Annotated in this window: 23 protein-coding genes and 1 pseudogene; 14 read left to right on the top strand and 10 right to left on the bottom strand. The window is 71.4% G+C overall.

What is annotated here, in order from left to right:
* The first annotated feature begins 2 nt into the window (after positions 1 to 2).
* From P3T34_RS25705 to P3T34_RS25690, 4 genes are read left to right on the top strand one after another with little or no spacing between them, the layout of a single operon-like run.
* Positions 3 to 1,016: an NAD-dependent epimerase/dehydratase family protein gene (locus P3T34_RS25705; RefSeq protein ID WP_280668411.1), complete on the top strand. Its 1,014-nt coding sequence runs from the start codon at positions 3 to 5 to the stop codon at positions 1,014 to 1,016.
* Positions 1,013 to 1,810, top strand: coding sequence for a hypothetical protein (locus tag P3T34_RS25700; protein ID WP_280668410.1), 798 nt, complete (start codon positions 1,013 to 1,015; stop codon positions 1,808 to 1,810). Before P3T34_RS25705 ends, P3T34_RS25700 begins: the two co-directional genes overlap by 4 nt.
* Entirely contained in the window at positions 1,807 to 4,128 is a 2,322-nt protein-coding gene (locus P3T34_RS25695) for an amino acid adenylation domain-containing protein (protein ID WP_280668409.1), read from the top strand. The genes P3T34_RS25700 and P3T34_RS25695 overlap by 4 nt, the downstream gene beginning before the upstream one ends.
* A gap of 57 nt (positions 4,129 to 4,185) precedes the next feature.
* Positions 4,186 to 5,469 carry a homoserine dehydrogenase gene (locus P3T34_RS25690; protein WP_280668408.1) on the top strand — a complete coding sequence of 428 codons (1,284 nt, stop codon included), beginning with the start codon at positions 4,186 to 4,188 and terminating at the stop codon, positions 5,467 to 5,469.
* A gap of 41 nt (positions 5,470 to 5,510) precedes the next feature.
* On the opposite strand, the gene P3T34_RS25685 is transcribed toward P3T34_RS25690, so the two are convergent.
* Positions 5,511 to 6,149, bottom strand: a complete 639-nt coding sequence (locus P3T34_RS25685) for a hypothetical protein (RefSeq protein WP_280668407.1) — start codon at positions 6,147 to 6,149, stop codon at positions 5,511 to 5,513.
* A 666-nt stretch (positions 6,150 to 6,815) separates the two neighbouring features.
* On the opposite strand from P3T34_RS25685, the gene P3T34_RS25680 reads away from it, so the two are divergent.
* From P3T34_RS25680 to P3T34_RS25670, 3 genes are all read left to right on the top strand, one after another.
* Positions 6,816 to 7,895, top strand: coding sequence for a transcriptional regulator (locus tag P3T34_RS25680; protein ID WP_280668406.1), 1,080 nt, complete (start codon positions 6,816 to 6,818; stop codon positions 7,893 to 7,895).
* A gap of 133 nt (positions 7,896 to 8,028) precedes the next feature.
* Entirely contained in the window at positions 8,029 to 9,210 is a 1,182-nt protein-coding gene (locus P3T34_RS25675) for a glycoside hydrolase family 3 N-terminal domain-containing protein (RefSeq protein WP_280668405.1), read from the top strand.
* Between the two features lie 38 nt (positions 9,211 to 9,248).
* A complete protein-coding gene (locus P3T34_RS25670) occupies positions 9,249 to 9,788 on the top strand; it encodes a GNAT family N-acetyltransferase (protein WP_280668404.1) in 540 nt (179 codons plus the stop codon).
* Here the strand turns inward: P3T34_RS25670 and P3T34_RS39955 are convergent.
* The 3 genes from P3T34_RS39955 to P3T34_RS25660 are packed head-to-tail and all read right to left on the bottom strand — an operon-like array spanning position 9,676 to position 10,656.
* Positions 9,676 to 10,173 (bottom strand): PIN domain-containing protein, encoded by a 498-nt coding sequence (locus P3T34_RS39955; protein WP_348534685.1) that lies wholly within the window; start codon positions 10,171 to 10,173, stop codon positions 9,676 to 9,678. The two genes, P3T34_RS25670 and P3T34_RS39955, sit on opposite strands and share 113 nt — an antisense overlap.
* Positions 10,158 to 10,400, bottom strand: coding sequence for a type II toxin-antitoxin system prevent-host-death family antitoxin (locus tag P3T34_RS25665; protein ID WP_280668403.1), 243 nt, complete (start codon positions 10,398 to 10,400; stop codon positions 10,158 to 10,160). The genes P3T34_RS39955 and P3T34_RS25665 overlap by 16 nt, the downstream gene beginning before the upstream one ends.
* A gap of 55 nt (positions 10,401 to 10,455) precedes the next feature.
* On the bottom strand, positions 10,456 to 10,656 hold the full coding sequence (locus P3T34_RS25660) for a hypothetical protein (RefSeq protein ID WP_280668402.1): 201 nt from the start codon (positions 10,654 to 10,656) through the stop codon (positions 10,456 to 10,458).
* A 216-nt stretch (positions 10,657 to 10,872) separates the two neighbouring features.
* On the opposite strand from P3T34_RS25660, the pseudogene P3T34_RS25655 reads away from it, so the two are divergent.
* Positions 10,873 to 11,034, top strand: a pseudogene (locus P3T34_RS25655) (GNAT family N-acetyltransferase); the annotation flags it as partial.
* Positions 11,035 to 11,162: 128 nt separating this feature from the next.
* A complete protein-coding gene (locus P3T34_RS25650; protein ID WP_280668400.1) occupies positions 11,163 to 11,678 on the top strand; it encodes an NUDIX hydrolase in 516 nt (171 codons plus the stop codon).
* 66 nt (positions 11,679 to 11,744) lie between these two features.
* On the opposite strand, the gene P3T34_RS25645 is transcribed toward P3T34_RS25650, so the two are convergent.
* Complete coding sequence (locus tag P3T34_RS25645; RefSeq protein ID WP_280668399.1) at positions 11,745 to 13,430, bottom strand: acyl-CoA dehydrogenase family protein; 1,686 nt, start codon at positions 13,428 to 13,430, stop codon at positions 11,745 to 11,747.
* Positions 13,431 to 13,661: 231 nt separating this feature from the next.
* Here P3T34_RS25645 and P3T34_RS25640 point away from each other — a divergent pair, with 231 nt between their 5' ends.
* Positions 13,662 to 14,423, top strand: a complete 762-nt coding sequence (locus tag P3T34_RS25640; protein WP_280668398.1) for a GntR family transcriptional regulator — start codon at positions 13,662 to 13,664, stop codon at positions 14,421 to 14,423.
* 137 nt (positions 14,424 to 14,560) lie between these two features.
* On the opposite strand, the gene P3T34_RS25635 is transcribed toward P3T34_RS25640, so the two are convergent.
* Together P3T34_RS25635 and P3T34_RS25630 are read right to left on the bottom strand one after the other, a co-directional pair.
* Positions 14,561 to 14,875, bottom strand: coding sequence for a hypothetical protein (locus P3T34_RS25635; protein ID WP_280668397.1), 315 nt, complete (start codon positions 14,873 to 14,875; stop codon positions 14,561 to 14,563).
* On the bottom strand, positions 14,859 to 15,317 hold the full coding sequence (locus tag P3T34_RS25630) for an ATP-binding protein (RefSeq protein WP_280668396.1): 459 nt from the start codon (positions 15,315 to 15,317) through the stop codon (positions 14,859 to 14,861). Before P3T34_RS25630 ends, P3T34_RS25635 begins: the two co-directional genes overlap by 17 nt.
* A gap of 171 nt (positions 15,318 to 15,488) precedes the next feature.
* Here P3T34_RS25630 and P3T34_RS25625 point away from each other — a divergent pair, with 171 nt between their 5' ends.
* Both P3T34_RS25625 and P3T34_RS25620 read left to right on the top strand, forming a co-directional pair.
* A complete protein-coding gene (locus P3T34_RS25625; protein ID WP_280668395.1) occupies positions 15,489 to 16,304 on the top strand; it encodes a helix-turn-helix transcriptional regulator in 816 nt (271 codons plus the stop codon).
* Positions 16,301 to 16,495, top strand: a complete 195-nt coding sequence (locus P3T34_RS25620; protein WP_280668394.1) for a DUF397 domain-containing protein — start codon at positions 16,301 to 16,303, stop codon at positions 16,493 to 16,495. The genes P3T34_RS25625 and P3T34_RS25620 overlap by 4 nt, the downstream gene beginning before the upstream one ends.
* Here P3T34_RS25620 and P3T34_RS25615 read toward each other — a convergent pair.
* Together P3T34_RS25615 and P3T34_RS25610 are read right to left on the bottom strand one after the other, a co-directional pair.
* Entirely contained in the window at positions 16,470 to 17,135 is a 666-nt protein-coding gene (locus P3T34_RS25615) for a class I SAM-dependent methyltransferase (protein WP_280668393.1), read from the bottom strand. The genes P3T34_RS25620 and P3T34_RS25615 overlap by 26 nt on opposite strands.
* Positions 17,132 to 18,106: a hypothetical protein gene (locus P3T34_RS25610; protein ID WP_280668392.1), complete on the bottom strand. Its 975-nt coding sequence runs from the start codon at positions 18,104 to 18,106 to the stop codon at positions 17,132 to 17,134. The genes P3T34_RS25615 and P3T34_RS25610 overlap by 4 nt, the downstream gene beginning before the upstream one ends.
* Positions 18,107 to 18,182: 76 nt before the next feature.
* Between P3T34_RS25610 and P3T34_RS25605 the strand changes: the two genes are divergently transcribed.
* Positions 18,183 to 18,809, top strand: coding sequence for a TetR family transcriptional regulator (locus P3T34_RS25605; RefSeq protein WP_280668391.1), 627 nt, complete (start codon positions 18,183 to 18,185; stop codon positions 18,807 to 18,809).
* Positions 18,810 to 19,070: 261 nt separating this feature from the next.
* Positions 19,071 to 20,090, top strand: coding sequence for a MarR family transcriptional regulator (locus tag P3T34_RS25600; protein ID WP_280668390.1), 1,020 nt, complete (start codon positions 19,071 to 19,073; stop codon positions 20,088 to 20,090).
* 12 nt (positions 20,091 to 20,102) lie between these two features.
* Here the strand turns inward: P3T34_RS25600 and P3T34_RS25595 are convergent, their stop codons facing one another.
* Positions 20,103 to 20,513: an ATP-binding protein gene (locus tag P3T34_RS25595; RefSeq protein ID WP_280668389.1), complete on the bottom strand. Its 411-nt coding sequence runs from the start codon at positions 20,511 to 20,513 to the stop codon at positions 20,103 to 20,105.
* Between the last annotated feature and the right edge of the window lie 61 nt (positions 20,514 to 20,574).

Raw genomic sequence — 20,574 nt, 5'->3', positions numbered from 1 at the left:
ACATGAGGATGCTGGTACTGGGCGGGACCGCCTTCCTGTCGCACACCGTCGCGGCAGAAGCGGTGCGGCGCGGCCACGAGGTGGTCTGCGCGGCCCGCGGCACCTCGGGGAGTGTCCCCGAAGGCGCCACCCTCGTCACCATCGACCGCAACGCCCCGGACGGTCTCGACCCGCTGGCCGGCCAGAAGTTCGACGCGGTGGTGGACGTGGCCACCATGTCGTACCCGTGGGTGCGCGACGCGCTGGCCGCCGTCGGCGCGCAGGCGGGCCACTGGACCTTCGTCTCCTCGATCAACGTGTACGCGGACTCGGTGGCCACCGGCCAGAACGAGCAGGCCGCGCTGCACGAGCCCGCCACCAGCGGGGCCGACGCCGAGGAGCGGATCCAGCACCCCCATCTCTACGGCGGCATCAAGGTCGCCAGTGAGAACGCCGTGCGCGAGGCCGTCGGCGACCGTGCGCTGATCGTGCGCTCCGGGCTGATCGTGGGCCCCGGCGACGTCTCCGACCGCTTCGGCTACTGGGCCGCGCGGATCTCGCAGGGCGGCCGGGTCGTCGTACCGGACAGCCTGGCCCAGCCGACCCAGTACGTCGACGTGCGCGACCTGGCCGCCTGGATCGTCGACGCGGGCGAGCAGGGGATCACCGGGACGTACAACGGCGTCGGGCCGACCGTGCCGTTCGGCGAGCTGCTGGCCGCCGTCGTGGCGGCGGTCGGCCCCGCGGGCACCGAGCTGGTGCCGGTCTCCAGCGAGCGGCTGGAGCAGGCCGAGGTCCAGGTGTGGCGCGGGGACAGGTCGCTGCCGCTCTGGGTGCCGCCGGAGGACTACGGCTTCATGGCGCACGACCACTCCGGCGCGGCCGCCGCGGGCCTGCGGCACCGGCCGTTCGCGGAGGTCGTCCAGGACGTCCTGGCGTACGAGCGCGAGTTGGGGCTGCACCGCGAGCGCAAGGCCGGGCTGCTCCCGGCCGACGAGGCGGCGCTGCTGGAGACCGCAGAGGAGGAGCTCGTATGAGCACGCCTGCCTGGCGGCGGATCAGCGAGGGCGACCAACGCCGGATGGTCCTCGCCGTCGACTTCGACTCGACCGCGCGCCCGGAGGCGGGTTTCAGCCGGCTCGCGCCGCTGCTGCCGCCGGGCCGGGAGATCTGGCTCACCACCCAACCGGACGCCGCCGAGAAGGAGTTGCTGCACGCCGAGAGCTACCTCCAGTGGTGGCAGCAGCTGCCCGAGGGCGCCCTCGGCACGGTGGACACGGTCATGGGCTACTGCGTGGGCGGCGTGTTCGCCTCGGCGCTGGCCGACCGGATCGCCGAGCAGCAGGGCACCCGACCGGCACTGCTGCTCTTCGACCCCGAGCCGGTCGACTCGCTGAGCCTCTACCGCGACTTCAGGAAGGCGGCCGACGCGATGTCGCTGCTCTCCGAGGAGGAGCGCGCGGGGTACGTCGCCCAGGCGCTGACCGTCTGCCAGCTGGCGGGCGAGGACTTCGGCGGCGCCGCGCCGCAGATCGTCAAGCTCTACGAGAGCGCGGCGGGCCTGGTCTTCGACCAGCTGGGGCTGGACGAGGAGACCGCCGACGACCTGATGGGGATGTTCCGCTCCTATGTCTCCTACCTGTACGCCGCACGGGAGTTGAGTCCCGAGCAGGGCTGGGCGTCGGCCGTCGCGCTGACCTCGGCCCAGTCCAGCCCGGGCGCTCCCCTTGCGCTGCGGGCGCAGAGCTTCCCCCTCGGCACCGAGGAACTGCTGAACAGCCAGGACGTGGCCGACGCCGTGCACCGCCTCCTTGAGGAGCGGGGCGCGTGACCGAGCAGGAGATCCAGATGGAACAGGACAACACCGCCGTACCGGACGGGGACCTCCCCCTCCCGACGCCCGTCGGGGAGCTCCTCGACGCCACCTCGGCCGACTGGACCGACGTGGCGATCGCGGCCGCCGCGGCCTACCAGTACCGGATGACGGCGGCCGACGAGGTCGTGCTGGCCGTGGGCCCCCGCCGGCTGCGGCTGCGGGTCGCGCCGACCACGACCGTGGCCGGCCTGCTGGCCGACGTACGCGCGGGCCGGTCGCGGGCCGACGCGGACGAGCCGGCGCAGGTCGGCGCGCACTTGGTCCTCGCGGACACCCCGGCAGCCGCCGACGACGACGCCCCCGTGTTCGCCTTCGCCTTCGACCAGGCGGGCGCGAGCCTGCGGGTCGAGGCCGGCAGCGACGCCGAACACACCAGCCGCCTGGGCCACTTCACCCACCGGCTGCTCGCGGCCGGCCCGGCCGCCGAGGTCGGCCAGGTCGAGCTGCTCACCCCGGCCGAGTACCGCCGCATCATGGAGGAGTGGAACAGCACCGCGCACGAGGTGCCGGACCTGACCCTCCCGGAGCTGGTGGAGGCGAACGCCGCCGCCCACCCCGACCGGCTCGCCCTCAGCCACCGCGAACAGCGGCTGACCTACGGCGAGTTGGACGCGCGGGCGAACCGGATCGCCCGGCTGCTGATCGGCCGCGGAGCGGGGGCCGGCGACATCGTGGCGATGGTGCTGCCCCGCTCCGTCGACTACGTCGTCGCCGCGCTGGCCATCGTCAAAACGGGCGCGGCCTACCTGCCCGTCGACACCGGCTACCCGGTGGAGCGGATCACCCAGGTGCTCGACGACTCCCGTGCCTCGCACGTGGTGACGATCGAGGAGCTGACGGACTCGGTCCTGGTGGCCGCGGAGCAGCTCGTACTGGACGACCCGGCCACCCGGGACCGGCTGGCCGGCATCTACCCGTCCGCCCCGACCGACGCCGACCGGCGGGCGCCGCTCACCCCGGACACCGCGGCCTATGTGCTCTACACCTCGGGCTCCACCGGGCGGCCCAAGGGAGTGGTGGTCGCCCACCGCGCGATCACCAACCGGCTGCACCACATGCAGCACCAGCTGCCGCTGGGTCCGGACGACCGGCTGCTGCAGAAGACCCCCGCCGGGTTCGACGTGACCGTGCGCGAGGTCTTCTGGCCGCTGCTGGCCGGGGCGTCGATCGTCGTCGCCGACCCGGACGGGCACCGCGACCCGGCCTACCTGGCCGAGACGATCGTCGCCGAGAACATCACCATCGCCCACTTCGTGCCCTCCGGCCTCAAGGTCTTCCTCCAGGAGCCCGAGGCGGCAAGCTGCGTCAGCCTGCGCCGGGTGGTGTGCGGCGGCGAGGCGCTGCCGGCGGAGCTGCAGGCCTGGTTCGCCTCCGTACTCTCAGCGGACCTTTTCAATGTCTACGGCCCCACCGAGGCGGCCGTGGACGTCACCTCGATGCTGTGCCCGAGGAACCCGGAGCCCGGTCCTGTGCTGATCGGGCGCCCGGTCTGGAACACCCGGCTCTACGTCCTGGACGAGCAGCGCCGCCAGCTGCCGCCCGGGGCCATCGGCGAGCTCTACCTCGCCGGTGTGCAGCTGGCCGAGGGCTACCTCGGCCGGCCCGAGCTGACCGCCGAGCGCTTCGTCGACGATCCGTACGGCGAGCCCGGCGCCCGGATGTACCGCTCGGGGGACGCCGCGCGCTGGCGCCACGACGGCGTCATCGAGTTCTTCGGCCGGCTCGACCACCAGGTGAAGATCCGGGGCTTCCGGGTCGAGCTGGAGGAGATCGAGTCGGTGCTGCTGCGGGACGGCCAGCTCAGCCAGGCGGTCTGCCTGGTCCGCGAGGACGAGCCCGGTGACCAGCGACTGGTGGCGTACCTGGTCTCGGCGACCGGGGCCGCGCCGGATGTCGACAAGCTCCGCGCGCAGGCGGTCGCGGCGCTGCCCGACTACATGGTGCCCACCGCGTTCGTCGTGCTGGACGCGCTCCCGCTGACCCCGAACGAGAAGCTGGACCGCAAGGCGCTGCCCAAGCCGGAGACGACGGTGGTGCGGGCGGGCCGGACGCCTGCCACGCCCGAGGAGGTCCTCGTGGCGGAGCTGTTCACCGAGCTGCTCGGCGCCACCTCGATCGGGGTCGAGCAGGACTTCATCGCGCTCGGGGGCAACTCCCTGCTGGCCGGCCGGCTGATCAACGAGCTCCACCAGCGCAGCGGCGTCCGGGTACGGATCAAGAAGATCTTCGAGGACTCGACCGTGCGGGGCATCGCCGAGCTGATCACCGCCTAGCTGATCACCGCCTAGAACCCCACGTCGAACCCCACGTCGGAACGGAGTAGCCGGACTATGCGCACACTGAAAGTCGCACTACTGGGGTGCGGGGTGGTCGGCAGCGAGGTCGCCCGCTACCTGGCCGCACACGCCGACGGCCTGACCGCACGCATCGGCGCACCGGTCGAGCTCGCCGGGATCGCCGTACGCCGGGTCGACCTGCCCCGCCCCGGCGTGCCCGAGCACCTGATCACCACCGATGCGGACGCGCTGGTGCGGCGCTCGGACATCGACGTCGTCATCGAGGTCATCGGCGGGATCGACCGCGCCCGCAACCTGATCACCACCGCGTTCGAGCGCGGCGCATCCGTCATCACCGCCAACAAGGCGCTGATCGCCGCCGACGGCGCCGCCCTGCACGCCGCCGCCGAGGCGCGCGGCGTCGACCTGTATTACGAGGCCGCCGTCGCCGGCGCCATCCCGCTGCTGCGGCCGCTGCGCGAGTCGCTGGCCGGCGACCGGGTCAACCGCGTGCTGGGCATCGTCAACGGCACCACCAACTTCGTCCTCGACAAGATGACCTCCACCGGCGCGGACTACCCGCAGGCGCTCAAGGAGGCGATGTCCCTCGGCTACGCGGAGGCGGACCCCACAGCAGACGTCGAGGGCTACGACGCCGCGGCCAAGGCCGCCATCCTCGCCGGGATCGCCTTCGACACCCGGGTCCGGCCGGCCGACGTGCACCGCGAGGGCATCACCGCGATCAGCTCCGCCGACATCGCCGCTGCCAAGGCGATGGGGTGCGTGGTCAAGCTCCTCGCGGTCTGCGACCGGGACCCCGACGGCACGTCCGTGACCGTACGCGTCCACCCGGCGATGATCCCGGCCGACCACCCCTTGGCCGCCGTGCGCGGCGCGTTCAACGCCGTGTTCGTGGAGGCCGACGCCGCAGGCCAGTTGATGTTCTACGGGCCGGGCGCGGGCGGCGCGCCGACCGCCAGTTCGGTGCTCGGCGACCTGGTCGCGGTGTGCCGCAACCGGCTGGCCGGCGTCAGGGGGCCGGGCGCCGTGACGGAGAGCCGGCTCACCGTGCGTCCGATGGCGGCGGTGACCACCCGCTACCACCTCAGCCTCGACGTGGCCGACGAGCCGGGCGTGCTTGCCGAGGTGGCCACCGTCCTCGGCGCGCACGGCGTGTCCGTCGAGACGTTCAACCAGCAGCGCCGGGACGGCGGTTGCTCGCTGGTGATGTCCACCCACCGGGCCACGGACGGCGCGCTGTCCGCGGCGGTGGCCGCCCTGCGCGGCGCGCGCTGCGTCAACGGCGTGACTGGGCTCATCCGCATCGAGGGGCGCTGACCTGTTCCCTGCTCCGCCAGGGCCGTTCCCTTCTCCCGGCCCTAGCGGAGCAGGTCGCGCTGCGCCGCCAGATAGCCGGCCTGGAAACGGCTGCTCGCGTCCAGCGACTCCATCAGCCGGGACACCACCCGCCGGTAGGTGCGCAGCGCCATGCCCATCTCCCGGGCGGCCGTCTCGTCCTTGGTGCCGAGCGTCAGCTGGCGCAGCACCTCACGCGAGCGCGGGTGCAGCGGCTCCTCGGATCCGCCCGTTTCCGCGTCGGGCGCGTCGTCCCGCTGAGCCGGCACGCTTGCCGTCAGAGAACGGACGAGCATGGGAGTGAAGGGCAGTTCGCGGCCGATGAGGGCGCCGTTGCTGTAGTCCTCCCGGTTGCGCGCCAGGACGACGACCGAGCGGTCGATGATCACCATGCGCGGAGGGTTGTCCGGCGTCGAGCGGATCTGGATCCCCTCCTTCGCGAGCGAGGCGAGCCGGTGCTCCGGCAGCTCGTGGCCGTACCTCGCGGTCGACGGGATGTACATCTTGACGCTGACTCCGGGATCGCCGGAGACGCTGTGCGCTGCCGTGACATCAACCTGACCGTCAACGGAACAGTTGCCCGCCATGGCCAGGAGCACCTCGGAGCGCGCGCCCTGGATCACATGACGGATCTGCGTCGCGCCGGCGAAGTTGATCTGCATGTCTCAGCCCTCCGGTTGGTTCCAGTCCGGTGCCGAATCTAGGGTCGCCTGCCTAGCGGTGTCAAGAAATTGCCAAGCGCTTGTCAGGCGAAGTTCCAGAGTGATTGAGTACAGACATGCCACCGGGCGAGGCCCGGTCGGGATGCGCGGTGGCGGCTCGTTCGCACGGCAGCGGCTCATAAAAGCTCCAGGGGAGAAAACTATGAAACTGCAGGTCAAGTTGAGGCCCGTGCTAGTTGGAATGTTCGTTACCGCCCTTCTTGGACTTGGTGGCGAGCGACTGCTCCCAGCCGGAGCGGAGCACGTCGCCCCAGCGTCCGCACGGGTCAGCGCGGACCCGGAGGGCGAGATCAGCTGGCCGTGACCTGTCACGCACCTCCAAGGCGTTGGCAAGTTCCGGCCCTGAATTGACAAGTCTGTTGGATGAAGGGCAGCCTGGTTCGCATGCAAGGTCGCGTGCGTCAATTTCCTGAACAGCCGATGTTCGGCCGTCGGCTTCGTGAACTGCGGGTTGGTCACGGCCTCTCCCAGGCCGAGCTCGCAGGCACCGAGATCTCGGCTGCCTACCTTTCACGGCTGGAGTCCGGGACCCGCCCTCCGACGGAACGGGTGCTGTCCTTGCTCTGCGCGCGGCTCGACATCTCACCGTCGGAGTTCCTGGCTCCCGTGAGCAGTCCGCTGGCCCAGGCGCTTGCCACGGTCGCCACCGTCGGCGAGTCGCCGCAGACGGCCGCGGTACTCGAGGACGCCCTCCAGCGTGACGGGGAGGGTGACGTCGTGCTGCGGTGGCAGGTGAAGTGGCTGCTCGCCCGCTGCTACCAGATGCAGGGGCGGGCGGTCGACGAACTGAAGGCACTGCGCGATCTGGTCGCCCTGGGCGACGAGATCGACCTGCCCGACATCCAGGCCAGATCGCTGGTCCGGCTCGCCCGCAGGCTCCGCGCCTCGGGCGAGCTGGCCGAGGCACGCGTCGCCGCCGGCGACGCCCTCACCCTGGCGACGGAGTGCGAGCTGCCGTTCCGCGATGTGGTGGAGGCGGCGCTCACCATCATCTCCATCGACGCGGAGACCGGTCAGCTGGCCGAGGCCCGCAGACGCGCCGACCAGCTGACCGCCCCCCTCTCGTCCTCTTCGCCCCCCTCCTCCCCCTCCTCTCCCGAGGCGATCTCGCTCCGCCTCCAGGTGGAGGTGCTGTGGACCGCGGCCGGAGTGGCCGTCCGGCAGGGCGACCGCGAGGGCACCTCCGCTCTGCTGATGGCCGCACTTGAGCGCATGCCCAGCAACGAGGACCCGGTCCTGTGGATGCGGCTGCGACTGGCGGCCGCGTCGATGTACCTGCTCATGGACCCGCGCGACACCGTCGAGGCGCGGCGCCGCCTGGACGAGGCCGGCTCCGCGGCGGCCCTGGTCGGCATGCGCCTGCACCAGCTGGAGGTGCTCCTCCTTCGATGTCAACTCGCCTTCTACGAGGGAAACTTCGCCGAGGCGCGCGAGCTCAGCGAGCAGCTCGGCGCCCATCCCGAGGACATGAGCCGACGGGACCAGGTCGCCTTGGAGATCCTGCGCAACCAGATGGACATCGTCGACGGGGACCGCGCCGCCGCCCAGGCCGCCATGGAGCGGATCGCCAAGGAGGCCCGCGAGTCCGGCAACATCGAGGTCGCGGCCGAGGCCTGGCGAGCCCTCGCCGAGTCCCTGGCCGCAGCCAACGCGCGACCAACGGCGCAGCCCGCGACCGACGGCTGAGGACCCCTGCTCCGAACGGGTCCCGGCGCGGCTGCCCTCGGCCCGGCGGGGCGGGCGGGGGCGGGGGCCGCTGTTAGGCAGGGAGTGCGGGAACCGATCAAAGGTTCCCCCCGAGCCGAAGGAGCGCCCCGGCATGGCACACCGCCCGCGCAGGCTTGACCGGTCGGTGGCGGTCACCGGTCTGGTCCTGCTGCTGCTCACCTGCCTCACCGCACCTGCCGCACCGACCCGGGTTCCCGCACCTCCACCCGCGCCCGCACTCGCCCCCGTACCCGCACCCACCCCCGCCGCAGCGGTGACAGCGCCTCCGCTCACCCCCGAGCAGCTCGCCGGGCAGCGGGTGGTCTACTCCTACCGCGGGCTCACCCCGCCGCCGAGCCTGCTGCAGGCCATCCGCGAGGGCCGGGCGGCCGGGGTCATCTTCTTCACGGGCAACATCGCCGGCCCGGAGCAGCTCAGCGCGGTCGTCGAGCAGCTGCGCCAGGCCCAGCGGGAGAGTCCCGTCCAGCTGCCGCTCCTGCTGATGACCGATCAGGAGGGCGGCCGGGTCCGCCGCCTCCCCGGGGCGCCCGAGCTCTCCGCACGCGAGGTCGGCACGGCCGCCGACCCGACCGTCGCCGCGACCGAGGCCGGGACCGGCGCCGCCGCGAACCTCGCCGGCGTCGGCCTGAACACCAACCTCGCACCCGTCCTGGACGTCTACGACCGGCCCGACAACTTCATCGACCACAGCGAGCGCTCCTTCGGCCGCGACCCGAGTGAAGTCGCCGCGCTGGGCGGGATGTTCACCGCCGCCCTGCAGCGGCACGGCATCGCGGCCACCGCCAAGCACTTCCCCGGCCTGGGCACGGCAGCGCGGGAGGAGAACACCGACGACCGTCCGGTCACCCTGAACGTGCCGCTCGCCCAGCTGCGCGCGGTCGGCGAGGCGCCGTACTACGCGGCCATCGCCGAGCGGGTCAAGCTGGTGATGCTCTCCTGGGCCGTCTACCCGGCGCTGGACCCGGACCGTCCGGCCGGCCTCTCCCCCGCCGTCGTGCAGGGCGAACTGCGCAACCGGCTCGGCTACCGCGGAGTGACCGTCACCGACGCGCTGGAGGCCGGCGCCCTCGGGGCGTTCGGCGACACCGGAGACCGCGCGGTCGCCGCCGCCGAGGCGGGCATGGACCTGCTGCTCTGCTCCTCCGGCGACACCCAGCAGGGCGACGACGCCGCCACCGCCCTCACCACCGCCCTGACCGAACACCGCCTGCAACCAGCCGAGTTCACCGCAGCTGTGACCCGCATCACCACCCTGCGCGCCGGCCTGCGCTGAACCCGGCTGCCCGGCGGGCGTGCGATAGGTTGCCCGACATGACTGATCTTGGACCTGTCGCCTGGCCACCTGCCCCGATACGGACCGAGCGGCTCGTGCTCCGCGAGCCGGAGGCCCGCGACCGTGCGGCGTTCATCGAGCTGCTCGCCTCGTCAGAGGTGCACACCTACCTCGGCGGCCCGCAGCAGCGTGACGAGCTCGAGCGCGAGCTGCCCGAGGTGCCCGAGCGGTGGCCGGGGAGTTTCGTGGTTGATCTCGACGGGGTGATGATCGGCCAGATCCTGCTCAGGAGAGCATCGGAGCAACATCGCCCGGCTGCTGCGGGGAAGGCCGATCTCGGCTACCTGTTCCTGCCGCAGGCGTGGGGATTCGGGTACGCCGCCGAGGCGTGCGCGGCGGCACTCGACTGGCTCGCCGGCGCGCTCCCCGGCGAGCCGGTGGTGCTCGCCACCCAGACCGCCAACCTCAGCTCGATGCGCCTCGCGGCAAAGCTGGGCTTCGCCGAGGCAGAGCGATACCAGGCCTGGGGCGCCGAACAGTGGCTCGGCGTGCGCTCCCCGATCCCGCCGGCAGCGTGATCGCCTGCACGCCTGGCAGGTCCGCGAACCCCGCTGAGCTGTCCGTCGTCACCACCGTCCGCGCCGTCGCGAGGGCGGTGGCAGCGATGATCAGGTCGTGCGCGCCTCTGGGCTTCCCCTCGCGACGGACATGGGCGAGCAGCCGAGCGTGGATGCGAGCGGTGTCGGCGGTGTAGTCCTCGGTGGGTACAACGGCCAGGATGGCGTCGACGAATGCCTGCCTCCGCAACCGTCGGGCACCATCGGCGAGCTCAACTCCCAGATGGAGCTCGGCAGCAGTAATCGCAGCCATGGTGACATCGTCGTCGAGGGCCAGCGGCAACGGCTTGCCGCTGCGCTCGGCCGAGATCAGGACACCGATGTCGAGGATCAGTCGACGGGCCACTGCGGCACCTTGTCCTCGAGCAACCGGCGCGCCGACCGCACATCGTCGGCGAAGTCCTCATCCGGCCCGAAGCGTTCAAGGACATCGTTGATGGCGGCTCCGTTACCCGAGGGCGCCGGACCGATCACAGCGATCCGCCGGCCGCCGCGCGTCACCACAATGGTTTCCCCGTGCTCGGCGGAGTCCAGCACTGCGGCGAAGCTTCGCGAAGCCTCTGTTGCAGTCATGAGTCTCACGGAATCAGATTATCTGAGGCGGGGCCGGAGGCGAACGCTCCACACATCAATCGGCGCGGACGGCTGGTCGAACCCGAATGCGACGCCTCCGGCCACCAGCAGTGGCGTCGATCGCGGTCATGACGTTCACCGGCCCCGACACGCCGCCGCCATCCAGGGTGGGCCTGTCGTCCTGCCCGGCCCCCTCGACGGCCTCGTCCACCGTGTCCGTGCCGTCCTCGTCACCCCAGCCGACCCAGACTCCCACTCGTCGATGCCCTGCAGAGCGGCCTTAATCCGCTCGGTGCTCCTGGCCGCCGCCTCGGGCGAGGACACCTCCAGCGGAGCGGGCGGCTCGACCGTGATCGGTACAGGCTCAGCGCCCGGCTGGGCGTCCGGGATCTCGACCTGGCTGGCGAACAGGTTCGAGAAGTCGGGCAGGACGACGTTCAGGACGAGGGCCTCGTCGGGATTGTCGGCGACTGGCGCGCTCCCCGGCGAGCCGGTGGTGCTCGCCACCCAGACCGCCAACCTCAGCTCGATGCGCCTCGCAGCAAAGCTGGGGTTCACCGAGGCAGAGCGGTACCACGCCTGGGGCGCCGAACAGTGGGTCGGCGTGGGCCCCCCGGTCCCGCCGTCCGCCTGACTCTCCGGACAGACCAGATCTACCCGGGCGGCAGTGATTCTGACCTCTTATCAGAGCTTTGTCCCGGGCTGGCTACAGCGGCGCGATTCGCCTCGTAGGCCGCCGGGGGCGCCCTACGCTCGGGCGGTATGAGTGCTACTACTGCGAGCGATGCCGGCCCGCTGGCGCAGCTGTCGGAGTACGACCGGGGGTTGCCGCGCAAGCGGTCGGCTGCCGGAGTGCTGTTCTTCGATGCCGAGGGCCGGGTGCTGCTGGTTGATCCGATCTACAAGGAGCCCTGGGAGATCCCGGGCGGCGGGGTGGAGTGGGACGAGTCGCCGAAGGCCGGCGCGGTGCGGGAGGTCAAGGAGGAACTCGGACTGTCGCGCCCAGTGGGCCGACTGCTGGGGATGGACTGGGTGGGTCCGCGGCCGGGCCGCAGCGAGGGCATCATCGCCATCTTCGACGGCGGTGTGCTCACCCCTGAGGACGTGACTCAGATCCGGCTCCAGGCCGAGGAATTGCGGGCGCTGGAGTTCGTGCCGGTGGACCAGGTCGGTGAGCGGCTGATTCCGCTGCTGGCGCGGCGGGTGGAAGCGTGCGCACGGGCGCGGGAGCTGGGCACGACGGTCTACCTGGAGAACGGCGTACCCACGCTGGACTGAGCCGCTCCCCACGCGCGACTGGCGGCCCGGTCTCCGACGGGAGACCGGGCCTCGTGGTTCGTCGGGTCAGGCCACGTGTGCCCGTGCGGGTTCGTGCTCGGCGGTGCGCGGGATCGGAATGCTGACCGTGGTGGTGAGGGTGCGGCCGACCGAGCGCAGCAGGGAGTCGTGGATGCCGTCGGCGTAGAGCAGGCCACCGAGGTCGGCGCGGGCTTTGGCCAGGGTGGAGTGGGCTTGGAAGCCAGCGGCGCCGACGAGCAGGGACAGTTCGGCGACCGCGCAGTTGGCGGTGTCGACGGCGGTGGCCTTGACCGAGCGGGACCAGGTGTCGGCCTGCGGGTGGCCGGTGGCGGCCAGTCGGGCGCCGGCGAGGGCGGCCAGGAGCGCGGCGTTCAGCTCGGCCTGGGTGCGGCCGAGGGTGACGAGGGCGGTGTCGCGCAGGCGGGGCACGATGCCGGAGGCCACGCGGGCGGTGAGCGCGCTGGTCACCTGGGCGTGGATGCCGGCGGCGGTGCCGAGCGCGGTGGCGGCGACCAGCGGCCGGAAGGCGGCGAAGTGCTCGCGGAACACCTGGAGTCCGCCGCCTAGGGGACCGAGCAGGTCGGCCTCGCCGATCTCCACCCCGGTCAGGGACAGGCTCCCCCACGTCCAGCCGGCGAGGCCGGCCGGGGCGACGGATCGGTGCTGGAGGCCGGGGGCGTCGGCGTCGATCGCGGCGGCGGTGATCCGCCCGTGGGGGTCCTTGAAGAAGAAGACGAAGGCGCTGGCCTCGGTCAGGCGGGAGACCCAGCACTTCTCTCCGTTGAGCCACCAGCCGCCGCCGGGCTTGGGGGTGGCGCTGGTGGTGATCTCCTGCAGACGGCTGCCGCCATGGCGTTCGGTAGCGGCGATGCCCACCAGGTCGCCGGCGGCCAGGCGCGAGGCCCAGCGGCGGCGGACCAGGTCGGTGCCGTGGCGCAGGATCATGCGGCCGTGGCCGGCGCGGACGCGGGCGGGGCTGCCGTAGGCGGTGGCGCCGGCCGGGATGTCGCGGGTGACGACGGAGCCGGCACCGACCAGGGCCCGCTCACCGATCACCACACCGGACAGGATGGTGGAGCCGGATCCGACCTTGGCGCCGGTCTCGAAGCGGGGCGGAATGAGGTCGGGGTCGCGATCGGGGTCGCGCCAGATCAGGTGCTTGTCGTTGACGGTGCGGACGCCGGCGCCGAGGAACACGTCGTCGCCCAGGTGGGTGGCGCTGGTGATGTGGGACAGCGGCGAGCAGCGCACCCGGTCGCCGAAGTGGCACTCGCGCTCGATCACGAGGAAGTGGCCGAGGACGCTGTCCGTGCCGAGCCGGGTGAAGGAGCGCACGAGGCTGTGGTGGCCGATGACGGTGTTCGCGCCGATGACGACGCCGGCGTAGACGGTGGCGCCTGCCCGCAGGGTGACGCCTTCGCCCAGGCAGGTGGGCGATCCGGCACCGGGGTAGGTGCGGCCGACCGCGTAGCCGAGCTCGGGCTTGCCGAGGATGGTGTGCTCCTCAATGCGGGAGCCGGCGGCGATCTCGACGCCGCCGCAGATGACCGCTCCGGCACCGATCACCACGTGGTCGCCGAGGCGGATGGGCCGGATCGTGCCCTGCTCGTCCTGGGGCTCAAAGGTGGCGGAGGGGCTGATGCGACAGCCCTGGCCGATCTCCAGGAGCCCCACCGAGACGAGCTCACTCATCCCGGTCTCGATCATCCTCGCCTTGCTGTGACGTTCCATCAGTGTCTCCGTCCGACGGCCGGGCGTGCCCGGAGGTCTCGGCGCCGCTGTCCGCCCGGGCGTGCGCGGGCAGCGCGGGGAGGCCAGGGGTTGCCAGGCAGGGAACAAGGAAGGTGTGTCCTCGCGCCATTCGCGATAGGACTAGGACTATGCACGGCCTGACCTGGCGAACCGTCAATAGAGCTAGGACTATGTAATTTCGTTGTGCTGCCTACGAGTTGAGGAGGAACCATGAACGCCCCTGCCTACCGGCAGGTCGCCACGGACCTGCGCGCGGCCATCGAACGAGGCGACTACCCCGAAGGCTCCGCGCTGCCGAAGCTGGAGGAGATCGCCCAGCAGTACGGCATCGCCAAGCAGACCGCCCGCGAGGCCATCTCCGAGCTGGAGAACGAGGGCCTGGTCGAGCCGGTGCGCCGCCGCGGGACCGTCGTCCGACCGGTGCCCGCCCGCCTGCGCCTGCAGCGCACGAGGACGGTCTACCGCGACGAGCGCGGCTACTACTTCGACCCCGCCGCCCAGCCCTGGGTCGCACTGGAGCAGCCCACCGTCGGCTGGGGGCCGGCCCCGCGCGACATCGCCCCCATCCTGGGCGTGCGGCCCGGCGAGGACGTCCTGATCCGCGACCGGCTCATGGGTGACCCCGACACCCGCGAGGCCAAGCAGCTGGCCACCAGCTACCTGCCCGCCGACTTGTCGCGCGGCACCCGTCTCGCCGAGTCGGACACCGGCCCCGGCGGCATCTACGACCTGCTGGAGCAGATGGGCCACGGTCCCCTGGCCTGGCACGAGGGCCTCGGCGCACGGATGCCCTCCCCCAGGGAGGCCGAGCGCCTGGCCCTGCCCAAGGGCGTACCGCTGCTGCGCGTCGTACGCACCACCACCAGCCCGGCCGGGACCGTGCTGGAGGTCAACGACACCCGCATGTCCGGCGACGCCTTCGAGTTCGGCTACACCATCACCCGCGACCCCTCCGCCCACCCGGCGACGTAGGCGCCGCGAACCCGGCACAGCTCTCAATGTCAGCGCACGCAAGGCGAAACGAGCCACCACAGCGTTCGTGTGGCCTGCTTCGCGTGCGTCGGTGGGCATGCGACCTTCGAACGCGATCTCGAAGGCGGCCGTGTGACCTAGCTTAATTCGCCCCGCACAATGGGCAGTTCGGCCAGCCCAGTGGGCAGGACCTCGCCCGGGATGATGCGTCCGGTGCAGTGCGCGTGGTCGGCGACGAAGTCGGCCAGCGCCTGCGCCACCACGGCGTTGCAGCCGCCCAGCTGGACGTGTCCGCCGTGCGCCATGCCTCTGGCCATCTCGGCCTCCAGCCCTGGAAGTTGGGGCAGGCCGGCCAGGTCCAGCGACCGGACGAGAGCTCGGATGGCCCGCACGGCCTGCGCATGGAACTCGCGGATCCGGCGCTCCTCGGGGCCTTCAACGATCGGCAGCATGCGCCGCACCCTCCGGGAGTCGGACCTCGAACCACACGGTTTTGCCAATCCCGCACTCCCGGTGGTGCGCACCCCACGTGTCCGCGAGGGCCTCGACCAGCGCGAGCCCGCGCCCCGACTCGTCGTCGAGCGCGGCCTGACGCGGGGTCGGCAGGACGCTGCACGCGTCCGAGACCTCGACGCGCAGGGCATCGGCGCGCAGGACGCAGCGGGTGCCGATCAGCCGGTCGGACGGGACGCGGGCGTGGCAACTGGCGTTCGTCATCAGCTCGCTGAGCAGCAGGACGGCCGTCTCGACAGCGTCCTCGGGCAGCTCCCACGACTGGCTGAGCTTGCGTAGTCGGTTACGGGAGCGGCCGACGCTGCGGCTGTGGCGCGGGAGTCGCCACTCGACGTCGAGTGGCGCTCTGGGGGTGGGAGCGGGGGCGGGGCGGACTGTCATCGATGTCCTTGGGGGTGCAAGGAAGTACTGGACGCGCCGTCAGATGTCACCCCGGAGGGCGAGATTCCACCATTCGACTCTCCTACCGTGCCGGTCCGGGCTTAGCCTCGGGAGTGACGTCTTGCGTACCTTGAGGGATGTACCTCGGACGTCGTCGGAAGGGCGGATGCTGTGCCGAACGAGGCTTCCTCATCACCGCTGAACTGGCGGTACTGCGGTGACCAACTCAAGCGGTGGCGCACGTTGGCGGGTGTGACCCGCGAGGAGTTGAGCAAAGCCGCCAACTACGAGTACGAGACCATCAAGTCGATGGAGCAGGGCCGACGGAAGCCGTCCCTCCGCGTGCTGGAGGTCGCGGACGGGCTCTGCGACGCTCGCGGGCTCCTGATGGCAGCGGGCGACTTCCTGCGGCCGGAGAAGTTCCCGGCCCGCACGCAGGAGTTCATGGCAGCGGAGGACGACGCGATCGCGATGCAGTGGTTCGAGGGCTTGCTCATCCCTGGACTCCTGCAAACCGAGGAGTATGCACGGACGTTGATCAGCGGCTACTGCCCGCCCCTGGACGACGAGACCGTCGACGAGCGGGTGGCAGCCCGACTCCAACGGCAGGAGAAGCTCCACCGCAAGCCGCCCGCCCTGTTCGGCTTCGTGATCTACGAAGCCGCGCTGCGCACGGGGGCCGGTGGCCCGGCAGCCATGAAGCGACAGCTCCAGCATCTGCTCCAGGTAGGTGAGTTGCGCAATGTCTCCGTCCAGGTGCTCCGCGCAGGACACGGCGCCCTCAGCTGTCTCGAAGGGCCGATTATCTTGCTGGAAACCTCCGAACATGAGCAACTTGCGTACAGCGAAGGGCAGGACACCAGCGCACTGCACAGTGACACCAAGACGGTTGGCTCCCTCACTCAGCGCCATGGCATGATCCGCATGCAGGCCCTCAGCAGTGAGGAATCGGCGCTGTTCATCAGCGGATTGGCGGAGGAACTATGAACGTGGAACTGACCTGGTTCAAGTCGAGCCACAGCGGCGGGGAGGGCGGCGCTTGCATCGAGGTCGCTTCCTCCCCCGCCACCGTGCACGTCCGCGACTCCAAGGACAAGGCCGGCCCCCAGCTCAGCTTCGCCCCCACCGCCTGGGCCGACTTCGTCGCCTACGTCACACAGGGCGAGCAGCACCCGTAGGCTTCCCGGCCAACACGTACGCCTGCGGCATCTTCTCGAAGCCGGCAGGCTCCCGCACGGTCCGCGACTGCACGGTGAAACCGGACTCGCCCAGCAGCTCGATGATCGCGTCCGGCGGCAACCGGTAGGCCACCAGCGAGATGTCATGCCCATACGCGTGTTCCAAGTGCTTGGGCTCGTCGCCGACTTGGAACGCGAGCAGCAGCACGCCGCCCGGAGCCAGCACCCGGTGGAACTCTGCGAAGACGACCGGCAGCAGCTCCGGCGGCGTGTGGATGATCGAGTACCAGGCGACGACACCGGCGAGGCTGCCGTCCGCCAGGTCCAGCGCGGTCATCGATCCGACCTCGAACCGCAGCCCGGGGTGCGAGCGTCGAGCGACGGCGACCATCTCCGGCGACAGGTCGATCCCGAACACGTCGATCCCCACCCCCAACCCCGCCAGGTACGCCGTCACCCGCCCCGGCCCGCAGCCGATGTCCGCGACAGCTCCCCCCTCTCCCACCAGCTCCGCGAACGCCGCGAGCAGCGCGCGGTCCAGCGGCTTGGCCGCCAACTCGGCGCGCAGCAGCTCGGCGTAGTCGACGGCGACGGTGTCGTAGGCGGTCCGGGTGGAGTGCAGATAACTGGGTTCGGTCACGGTTGAGGAGAGTAGTCGGTCAGCTCCTGGACCAGTCGTCGGTAGGTGTCGAAGGCTGGCTTGGGCGTGTAGTCGTCGCGCAGCAGGCCGAAGCGGTCAAAGAGGCCGGTACCCGCGCTGTCGGCGTCGCGCAGGTCGAAGCACGAGTACCCGGTGAGGTTGAGCTCCGCCCGCAGGCCGGCAACCGTCCGGATCAGCTCCTCGATGACCTCGGCCTGCCGCTGCTCGCTGCGATCCGGCCCCGTCGGCCAGCCGTTCTCGCAGATCCGCACGGGCACGGACGGGCCGATGCCGGCCTGCGCGAGGCTGGTGTGCCGGAACGAGCCGAGCACCCCGCTCACCGCCGCCGCCAACTGGTCGGCGGGCAGCGGCCGGAAGACGTCGGGGAAGAAGTCCAGGCCGACGTAGTCCAGCGACTGGTGGAAGCGCTCGTCGGCCAGCGCGCCCAGCTCCTGCCAGAAGGTGTCGGCGGAATTGAAGCTCGGCACCGCGTTGAAGCCCACCGCCAGCAGCTCGTAACCGCAGGCCAGCGCCTCCTCCTTGGCCGCGATGACGCCCTGGACGAGGGCGCGGCGCACGTTCGGCATGCTGCCGTCGAGAGCGGGCATGTCGAGATTGGGCTCCTCGCAGAGCTGGAGTGTCGCGAGGTGCGGTCCCTCGGCGCGGACGGTGGCGCGGACGAAGTCCAGCCAGCCGCCGAGCTCGCCGCTCGGCTCGCGGTACTGGAGCACGAGGTCGAGCCTGCGGCCCTCGCCCAGGTAACGGACGGGGTCGGCCGGCGTGGCGGGTCCGTCCACGGGAACGCCTGCGGTGAACGGGCGGTAGGCGCGGACCAGCAAGGTGGGTGCGTCGCCCTGGAGTTGGCGCAGTGCGGCGGTGATGCGCTCGGGCTGGTCGGGCGAGACCGGGTACACGATGCCGGTGTCGCTGCCGAGGAGGGCGCCGGGGTAGATGCCGAAGGTGAAGGTCATGGGGGCAGACCCTAGCCGATATTTTTGGTGTCAGTGCAACTTTGCGTCGGCTCTACTTTTGAGCGACGATGACCCCATGGGACTCCGTGAACTCAAGAAGCAGCAGACCCGGGCCACCCTCGCCGACACGGCGATGGCCCTCTTCGTCGAGCACGGCTTCGACCAGGTCACGGTGGCCGAGGTTGCCCGTGCTTCGGGAGTCTCGATCAACACGGTCTTCAACTACTTCCCCACCAAGGAGGACCTGTTCTTCGACCGGCAGGCCGAGGTGGAGGCGCAGCTCGCCGAAATGGTCCGCACCCGGCCGACCGGGATCTCCGCCGCCGGAGCCGTCCGCGCCGGCCTGCTGGCGGCGCTCGAACGCGACGAACCGACGCTCGGGCTGAGCACCGAGGCGAAGGTCTTCTGGCACGTGGTCGCCAACAGCCCGGCCCTCCAGGCTCGGGGGCGGGAGATCGCCGAGCGCTCCGAAGCCGCGCTCGCGGCGGTCCTGGCCGAGGAGGCCGCAGCGACCGGGGCTGACCCGGACGACCCGCTGCCCCGTCTGCTGGCCGGAGCCCTCGCCGGGGCCTACCGGGCCACCACCGCCGAGATCCGCCGCCAGGTGCTCGCGGGACGTCCGATCCAGGATGTCCGCCGCTCCGTCAACGCCGCCGTTGAGCAGGCGTTCGGCGCGCTGCTTTCGGGGCTGGAAAACCACTGATCAGCCTCGGCGCTCGAAGCACAGGTCGCAACGGACGTGCCCCGAGCGCCCTTTGATAGGAACGGTTGGGTAAGCCATTTCCCACCCACCCACCCAAGAGCGCCAAGTCGCTCCCCCGGCTGCCTATATGACTTTTAGTCACATGTAGCCACCAGCCGCAAACTCTGTGTAGCGTGCGCAGCAACAGAAACGGCCCCCGCTGGTGCTACCAACACCAGGGAGGCCTGACCTTCACGATCGACAACGCTAAGGATCGATCCTGTGGCTACTGCCAACTCTACCGTCGCGCAGCCCTCTTACGCCGCTCCTATGGCCGCGTCGGGCTTCGGAAAACGATCCGTCCCGGACCAGCACGACCTCGACGGCGACACCTTCGCCCACCTGCCAATCCGTGAGGCGCTGATCGCGGCCTTCATCGACCGGCTGCCGGAGGGCGCGGCGATGGACGTCAAGACGCTCTCGGTCGAGCAGCCGCTCTACGGGCAGCAGGCCGTCCGGTCCGCACTCGTCGCCCTCACCGACGCCGGCCACCTGTGCCGCTTCCGGGAGAACATCGGCGGCGCGGGCCCCTCCCGCTGGGTCTACCGGACGTACTTCTCCCGCACGGCCCGCTCGCGCGCCTGGTGGGACGGATACCGCGCGAAGAGCCGCACCTCGCCCGCACCCGCACCCGCAGCAGCACCCGACCCCGACCCCTCACCTGACCCCGACCCCGTCCGCACCGAACCCCAGCGCCCCACCCGCCCGACAGCCCGTCCCACCCGCCCCGCGCGCTCCGACGCGTACGAGGCGCTGGCCTCCCTCGGCCGCGCCGACGCCCGGATGATGCTCTCCGCCTCCGAGTGCGCCGAGTTGGAGGGGCTTGCCGCCCAGTGGCTGGCCCACGGCGTGACCACACCGCAGTTCATGAACGCCCTCACCGCAGGACTTCCCACTACCGTTCAGAGCGCAGGAGCCTTGGCCCGCAAACGACTTGTCAGCAAGATGCCGCCCGCCCCCATCGCCCCGCCGGACGGCTTCACACCGGCCACCTTCCTGCCCGCCGGTGCCCCGCAACCCCGGCTGACCCTCCTGGAGTGCGCGGGCTGCGGCGTCCCCGGCACCAGCAAGCAACTCCCCACCGGCGTCTGCAAGCGCTGCCGAGCCGAGTTCCTCCCCGCGACTCCGCAACCCGGCCACGGCCTCAGCCACGAGGAGTTCGCCGAGATGGAGGCCCGCATGCTCGAGACCCGCATCGACGCGATCCGCGCCGCCTCCGGCATGCGCCGCAAACAACGGTGAGAGCGGTACGGCCTACACCCGCTCGCGGACCTTCAGCTCGAACCAGACGCCCTTGCCGCGCGGCAGCAGGTCGGCGCCCCAGCGGTCGGCGAGGGTGTCCACCAGCAGCAGACCGTTTCCGCAGTCGGCGCCCGGCTCGGCGACGATCCGGCAGGGCAGCGCCCGCGAGGAGTCCCGCACCTCGACCTTCAGCCAGCCGGGGCGGCGCAGCAGCCGCAGCCCGATGGTCCGGCCGCCGGTGTGCCGCACCGCGTTGGCCACCAGCTCGCCGGTGAGTAACTCGCCGACCTCCAGCAGCGGGTGCAGGCTCCAGGACTGCAGCACCGAGAGCACCAGCCGGCGCGCCACCGGCGCCGACTCACGGCGGGACGGGAGCCGCACCTCCTCCTCGGATGCCGGGTCGCTGAGCCGGGGAAGCACCACCCGTTCCAGCTCCCGCGAGGAGAGTCGCTCCAGGGCCGTGAGCGCCAGCCGCCCGCCTCCC

This window comes from Kitasatospora sp. MAP12-44 (assembly GCF_029892095.1).
GTDB lineage: Bacteria > Actinomycetota > Actinomycetes > Streptomycetales > Streptomycetaceae > Kitasatospora.
The sequence above is the reverse complement of the archived record's forward strand: the minus strand, read 5'-3'. Positions and strand labels throughout refer to the sequence as shown.